This window comes from uncultured Sulfuricurvum sp. (assembly GCF_937936435.1).
In the GTDB taxonomy this organism is placed as follows: domain Bacteria; phylum Campylobacterota; class Campylobacteria; order Campylobacterales; family Sulfurimonadaceae; genus Sulfuricurvum.
In genome coordinates this window covers 1-7,070 of the sequence record NZ_CALDDG010000084.1, presented here as the reverse complement: position 1 = coordinate 7,070, position 7,070 = coordinate 1, and the positions used below count along the sequence as shown (strand labels likewise).

The 7,070-nt window shown below is 48.4% G+C and carries 6 protein-coding genes and 1 pseudogene; 2 read left to right on the top strand and 5 right to left on the bottom strand.

The window, feature by feature from the left end:
- Both Q0389_RS08775 and murG read left to right on the top strand, forming a co-directional pair.
- The coding region (locus Q0389_RS08775) for an FtsW/RodA/SpoVE family cell cycle protein (protein ID WP_298693557.1) at positions 1-621 on the top strand (621 nt) is incomplete at its 5' end.
- Positions 618-1,634 (top strand): undecaprenyldiphospho-muramoylpentapeptide beta-N-acetylglucosaminyltransferase, encoded by a 1,017-nt coding sequence (gene murG / locus Q0389_RS08770; RefSeq protein WP_298693555.1) that lies wholly within the window; start codon positions 618-620, stop codon positions 1,632-1,634. The genes Q0389_RS08775 and murG, both read left to right, overlap by 4 nt.
- A gap of 98 nt (positions 1,635-1,732) precedes the next feature.
- Here murG and Q0389_RS08765 read toward each other — a convergent pair whose 3' ends face one another.
- The 5 genes and pseudogenes from Q0389_RS08765 to Q0389_RS08745 all read right to left on the bottom strand — a co-directional run.
- Complete coding sequence (locus Q0389_RS08765; protein ID WP_298693554.1) at positions 1,733-2,971, bottom strand: type II secretion system F family protein; 1,239 nt, start codon at positions 2,969-2,971, stop codon at positions 1,733-1,735.
- Position 2,972: 1 nt separating this feature from the next.
- Positions 2,973-4,649, bottom strand: a complete 1,677-nt coding sequence (locus Q0389_RS08760) for a GspE/PulE family protein (RefSeq protein WP_298693553.1) — start codon at positions 4,647-4,649, stop codon at positions 2,973-2,975.
- Between the two features lie 15 nt (positions 4,650-4,664).
- Complete coding sequence (locus Q0389_RS08755; protein WP_298693552.1) at positions 4,665-5,462, bottom strand: tetratricopeptide repeat protein; 798 nt, start codon at positions 5,460-5,462, stop codon at positions 4,665-4,667.
- Positions 5,455-6,249: an ATP-binding protein gene (locus Q0389_RS08750; RefSeq protein WP_298693551.1), complete on the bottom strand. Its 795-nt coding sequence runs from the start codon at positions 6,247-6,249 to the stop codon at positions 5,455-5,457. The genes Q0389_RS08755 and Q0389_RS08750 overlap by 8 nt, the downstream gene beginning before the upstream one ends.
- A 4-nt stretch (positions 6,250-6,253) precedes the next feature.
- A pseudogene (locus Q0389_RS08745) lies at positions 6,254-7,070 on the bottom strand (hypothetical protein); the annotation flags it as partial.

Sequence of the window (7,070 nt, the reverse complement as noted above, 5' to 3'; positions counted from 1 at the left end):
AGTTTTCGTTTTTTTATGATGCTTATTGTTGGTTCCGTCGCTTTTTTCCTCTTTTTTATTCTATCGTCCGAACACCGGATCAACCGGATTTTGTCCTGGTGGGCGTCGGCGCAGAGTACGGTATTGGCTTTTTTTCCCGAATCCATCGCCAAACATTTGCGGATTGAAAACGGGGAAGAGGCGTATCAAATCGGCCACTCACTCAATGCGATTCACAACGGCGGAATTTTCGGTACGGGGCTCGGCGGCGGTACGTTTAAACTGGGATTTTTAAGTGAGGTTCACACCGACTTCGTACTTGCCGGAATTGCCGAAGAGTTTGGATTTGTCGGGATTTTCGGAGTAACGCTTTTGTTTATCATGCTGCTGCATCGGTTGTTTAAGATCGCTAACCGCTCCCATAACGACACTGCGTATCTTTTCAGCCTCGGAGTAGGGTTGTTGATTACGTTTGCGTTTATCGTCAATGCGTACGGTATCAGCGGTCTCACCCCGATTAAAGGGATTTCAGTACCGTTTTTGAGTTACGGGGGATCGGCGATGCTCGCTTCGTCCGTCGGGATCGGAATGGTACTGATGCTATCGAAAAAAATTACGTATAAATCGGGTGATAAAAAATGAATATTATCTTTACGGGCGGTGGAACCGGCGGACATTTGGTGATTGCTTTATCCTTGGCGGAAGCGGCGCGCGAGCAGGGGCATCGTGTCATTTTTATCGGATCGACATCGGGGCAGGATCGTCAATGGTTCGGAGATAGCGATTTGTTCGAAGAGGCCCATTTCCTCGATACTACCGGAGTCGTCAATAAAAAAGGGTTTGGGAAGTTGAACGCCTTATGGAAGATATTCAAAGCGCTTCTTGTCTCTAGATCGATTATTCGAGACTTTCACGCCGATGCGATTGTCAGTGTCGGCGGTTTTTCGGCTGCTCCTGCCGCGATTGCCGCATTGACTACCAAAACACCCCTGTTTATCCACGAACAAAACGCGATAACAGGAAAACTGAACAAAGTGTTGCGCCCGTATGCCAAAGGATTTTTCAGCTCGTATGAAGAAGGCGATAACCATTGCGATTATCCGGTCAATCCGCGTTATTTCCAGAATGCCCGACTTCGGGATGCGGTCAAAACCGTTATTTTTCTAGGGGGTTCTCAGGGGGCCAAGTTTATCAATGATCTTGCGTTAGAGATCGCTCCATGGTTGAATGAGGGGAAAATCCATATTATTCATCAATGCGGACTGAAAGAGGAAGAACGGGTCAAAAAAGGGTATGCGGATTTGGGGATAGAAGCCGAAGTCTACGGATTTACGACGAAGATTGCAGAGCTTGTCGAACGGAGCGATTTCGCGATCAGCCGTTCGGGTGCCAGCACGTTATGGGAATTGTGTGCTGCGGGTGTTCCGGCGTTTTACATCCCGTTTCCGTTTGCGGCGGCGGATCATCAATTCCATAATGCCCGTTACATTATCGATCATGATGCGGGTTGGTGCGAGCGTCAGGGGGATGGATTGGCACAGAAACTTCAAGAAGCGATATTGAGCGATATCCGTCCGAAAAGTGAAAGGCTTCGTCACTTAATTGCACCCGAAGGAGCTGTCGAAATTATCGAAAAGGTTGAAGAACGGGTTTAAATATTGGTGATTTTATGAATCACCCATAACCCGAATGCGAGGATGAGGGTGCTGATGATCGCAACGCTGATTGTTCCGGTTTCGAGTTCCATAATAGCTTATCCTGCAAGGTCGACCATCGACCACATCGGTAAAAAGATTCCCAACGCCAATACCAGTACAAATCCGGCGATGGCAGCGATAAGAATCGGTTCGATCAGTGTAGCGACGTTGTCGACGATATAATCGTATCGGCTATTATACACTCGGTTCACTTTGCCCAGCATAGTCCCTAATGAACCGCTGCTTTCTCCCGCTTTGATCATCTGCATCACCATCCCCTCAAACTGTCCGCTTTCGCTAAATCCTTGGGCAAGAGAGCGTCCGTCTTCGATAGCGACCGGAATCTTCTGGAGCTCTTGTCGGATGTAGTTGTTTTCGACGACACCCATAGCGATTTGCAAAGCGTCGATCATTGGGATACCCGCCTCGGTGAGAACGTTGAAGAGGTAAATGAAACGGCCGATCATTGCGTAGTACGTTACTTTGCCTACGATATAGATACGTAAAAAATACTGATCGGTCTTTAGTCGCAGCTGCGGGTTTTTGGTATATGCCATGCTAAAAGCTGCCGACAAGAGAATGGCACCGGACAAGATATAGGGGCCATAGGTGCTGATGGCATGTTCGGTCCATAACAGGAGCTTCGTCGGAAACGGAAGCTCCATTCCCGACTGTTCGAAGAATGATTGGAACTGCGGGACGACAAAGGTGATGACGATAACAAATGCGATACTCATTGCTACAATGATGAAAAGGGGATAGCGGGTCGCTTTTTTGAGTTTTTGACGGTTATCGTAAATTTGCTGCAGTATCGAAGAGAGTTTGGCGATTGCGGAGCTGAGCGTTCCGGTTTGTTCTCCGAGCTCGAACATAGAGAGCGACAGAACGCCTAATTGACGCTGATAACCGACGACGGCACGGCTCAGGCTGAGACCGCTTTCGATATCGCGCAGGACTTCGGTAAAAATAGCGCGCACCATTTCGTCATTGGTATCGGTGATACTCTCGGCCAGACAGATATTGATCGGCATCCCTGCATCGAGCATAGTGGCGAGCTGATCCAAAAAAGCGATGTACGGTTCGTCTTTGACGCGCCGATTTTTGATCGGACTGGTATAGCGGCTTTTGAGACGTTCGATTTTCATCGAGAGAGGTTCGGAGACCTCTTTGATCGAGATCGGCACGCCGAGGGAAAGATCGCGGAATTTCTTGAATGCCTCGGCTTTATGGACTGCTTCCAACGTTGTTTCGAATTTACGCTGTCCTTGTTTGTACCGGACCCGGAAAAATTTCACTTTATGATTCCTTTGTTACGCGAAGGATTTCGTCCAGCGTCGTAATTCCGCGTAGGGCTTTGCTCAGTCCGTCCACGATCATTGGTTCGAATCTTCCCTCTTCCTGAGCATATCGGGCAATTTCATATTTGGAAGATTCATCGGAAACCATTTTTGCAATGGCTTCGTTGACCAGTAAAATTTCGGAGATCAAAATACGGCCCGAATAGCCGGTGTTGTTACATTTCGGGCACCCTTTTCCTGCATAAAATTTGGATTCTTCCGTGATCCAGCGGTCGACTTTTCGCAGGAGATTTTTATGGGGTTTACTCTCTACTTTGCACTCGGGGCATATTTTTCGAACCAGACGCTGTGCGACGATCCCCACGAGCGAATCCGCAATCAGATAAGGCTGAAGGCCCATTTGTACCATCCGTCCGATGGCGCTTGGAGCATCATTGGTGTGAAGTGTGGAGAATACCAAATGTCCCGTCAGTGATGCTTGTGCCGCAGAGTTGAGGGTTTCAAAGTCCCGAATCTCTCCGACGAGGATGATATCGGGATCCTGGCGGAGGAAGGATTTCAGCGCTTCGAGAAACGTGAATCCGACCCGTTCGTTGACCTGTACCTGTTGGACCAGAGGGAGCTGGTATTCGATCGGATCTTCGATCGTAAGTACTTTGTTCTCGATGCTTTTGACTTCGTTGAGTGCGGCATACAGCGTCGTCGTTTTCCCACTCCCGGTCGGTCCGGTGATTAGGACGATACCGAACGGTGCATGGATGATTTCGTTGAACTTTTCGAGGTTTTTGTCTTCGAATCCGAGCTCGTGAAGTTTGAGAAGAATCTTTTGCTGGTCGAGGATACGCATGACGATGGATTCTCCGAACAAAGTCGGTGTGGTTGAGAGACGAAAATCGTATTTTCCTCCGGCAACATCGAGACTGAAGCGTCCGTCTTGCGCTTTACGGCGTTCGGAAATATCGAGATTCCCCAGCAGCTTGATCCGCGAAGAGAGGGCGGTATAGATATCCAGATCGAAAACGAACGTCTCTTGTAATATCCCGTCCACCCGGGCGCGTACCGACATCGATCGAAGTTCGGGTTCGATGTGCAGATCGCTGGCACGTCGTAAAATAGCATCTTTGATCATCAGGGTAATGAGCTGCATGACGGAGCTGGCATCTCCCTCAGCCCCTTTTGAACCTTCGTTATTGATCTCTTTTTTGACTTCGGCTGCGATACTTTGGGTCTTTTTGATGATCTCAAGGCGCTGAAAAATGTGGTTGATATCTTCGCTGAGCGACAAATAGACTTTGATCGGTTTGGTAGCGATATTGCGCTCCAGCGCTTCAAGTGCATCGAAGTTTAGCGGATCGGAAGTGGCGATATAGACATAATCTTCGTCTTCTCTAAATGGGATCGCTTTTGCCGCAGTCAATAAAGAGGCGGAGAATCGTGCCAATGACTGGAAATCGATTTTTTCGCCGAATAGATCGACGAAATCGATTTTGAGCTGCTTGGAGAGGAGTAAAGCCATCTCTTTATGCGAAACCATCCCCTCTTCGACCAGCACCTCTCCCAATTTTTTGACGAATCCGGAGTTTTTTTGTTCCTGCAGGGCATACACAAGCTGTTCGGGAGTAATGAGCCCTTCGGCAATGAGTAAGTCTCCTAAGCGTACTTGTTGGCGGATCATTCTTGGCTCCTAAAATTAGTTTGAGGGGGTGAGCTTCCATGTCCGAAGCAGTTCGGAAGCGGCTTTTGAATCTTTATAGTTCAAAAAAAGTTCCAACAGTTCGATAGCCTCTTTTTTACGCCCTTGGGCATAATACGATTTTGCATACAGCAGCCATGCTTCTTCCCCTTCGCGATTGAGCTGATTAGCTTTTTTAGCCCATGTTGCGGCATCTGTATAATTTTGTTGTGCATAAAAACTTCGGGCAGCAGCCAATGCTGTTTCATATGTCGGATCTTTTTGGTATGTCTCTGTCGGCGATAGATTCGCCGGGGTATTGACTTCGAGAATGCGTCCGTTTTTCGGTGTAACCGCAGCGGTGGCCGCGGGTACGGTTGCGGGTAGTGGCGCCGTAGAGGCGGGAACAACAGGTTTTGGAGTTTGCTGCGGCAACGGTGCGGCAGCGACCGGAACGGCTACGGCAGGAAGAGATGTAGTATTTATGAGCGCTTTGGTTTGCGTAATGGTTTGGACGGGTGGCAAAACAGTTTGGGGATGCGGTAGTGCAGTTGCATTAATTTCTGATGGGACGGCAGGGTTAAGGACAGGTACAACAGAAAGGTTCTCTTCCGTATGCGAACTGAGATTGTTCTCTTCCGTTGCAGCGGCGGTTTGCTGAGGTGCAGCCTGATGCGGATTGAGCCATAGCAGGTATCCCGAAAGTGCCGCAATCGACAAAACGATCGATCCGGAAACCATTAAAGAGAGACGAATCATTCTGCGTCTGCGTTTGGCCGTACACCGTTGCACTAATTGATCGAAATTATCAATCATGGATAAGCTCCGCATTCATAGCTGCCATCGTGATCGTGCATTGAGACGGGCGAAGATAAGGTGCCTTATTATGTGTGTTCGTATAGTGCAATAGATGGAAAAGATGGTAAAAAACTTTTTTGAAATTCCGGAAATTTCCTTCGCTGATCCGATGTGCCTGAGCGATAAGTTTCGGATTGAGTTCATCGATGATTTCAGAAAATCCCATCCGCATCAGTTCTCTGTGGATGTAGTTTTTGGCTTCAATCGGAGTAAGCGAAGATAGCTCGATAATACGATGGGGGCGGCTTTTGAAATGGGGAGCCCGAAGAATGGACTCTCCTTCGCTTCGGTGCATGGCCAATATAAACCAGAAGGCTTTTGAATCGCTCAAGATACGGATGAATTCTCTCATCTCGGTACTGAGCAGCTGGGCTTCATCGATCATGATCAAATGATCGCTTTGCGTATAGAGTTGCGTTGTCTGTTGCCGGAGTTGTTCAATGTCGTCGCCGAAGGGTTCGATCCCTTTATGCCGAAGCAACTGGTACAAAAGGGTAAGCGGGGTGATAAACGGGGTTTCGATCAGGATCACTTGGCGTTCGTGCTCCATCTTTTCATGCAGAAGATTCAGCAGAAAAGTTTTTCCGCTTCCGGGCTCCCCGATTAAAAAGATCATCTGGCGAAATGTTCCGCTTAAGAGGGTTTGAACTTTTGCAATAGCGCTCAATGCGCTTTGCATTTCGAAATAATCGCTGCAGTCTCGCCGCTCTTCAAACCGTGTAGCCGCTTCAAGCCATTTTGACATACGATTAAAACCGTTTCAAGATGGCGTCGTCGATAGAGGGGAAGACGTCTTGTTTAATCAAAGTCGGTGTGATCAGGATAAAAAGCTCGCTTTTACGGGTTGAGGCTTTCGAACCGTGGAATAAACGGCCTAATAGAGGAATATCTCCCAAAACAGGGACTTTATTGTCGTAGTTATAGGTTTTTTTCTCGATCAAACCGCCGATGAGGACATTTTGGGCGTCTTTGACTTTGACGATAGAGGTCATTTGTTTGACACGGGTATCCGGCGGCATCGTACGGTTCGTACTTCCGGCTTCGCTGCCGCCTTCGATTGTCGACGCATTTAGGTCTTCTCCTATCAATTCGCTGGTTACGGGGTTGATCCGCATGACGATGTAGCCGTCCTCAGTCACTTCCGGGATGATGTTGAGGGTGAGGCCGACAAAGACGGAACCAAGGGTATTGGTAGTCGTTGCGGCCGTTTGGGTATTGGAGGAGGCGATGGAGCCGTTTTGGTAGAGATAGCTGAGCTGTTTTCCGACGTTGATAACGGCGGGTTGATTGCTCAGAGTCAGCACTTTTGGGTTGGAAAGCATCTCTACATCGCCGTAACGGTTTAGAAAATCGATGAGGCCCAGCGGGTCGAAATTGACGCCGAACGAATAAACCGGATGGGCAACCCCTATATTATTATAACTGTTGGCGTAGCTTCCGTTAAGCGCGAGGCTGAAGTCGCTCCAGTTGACTCCGCTGGTATTATAGTCGTTATAGGTGAGTTCGATGATCTTGGCTTCGATCATGACCTGAGCGTGCATTCGGGCTTGAAGCTTGTTTAGGTAA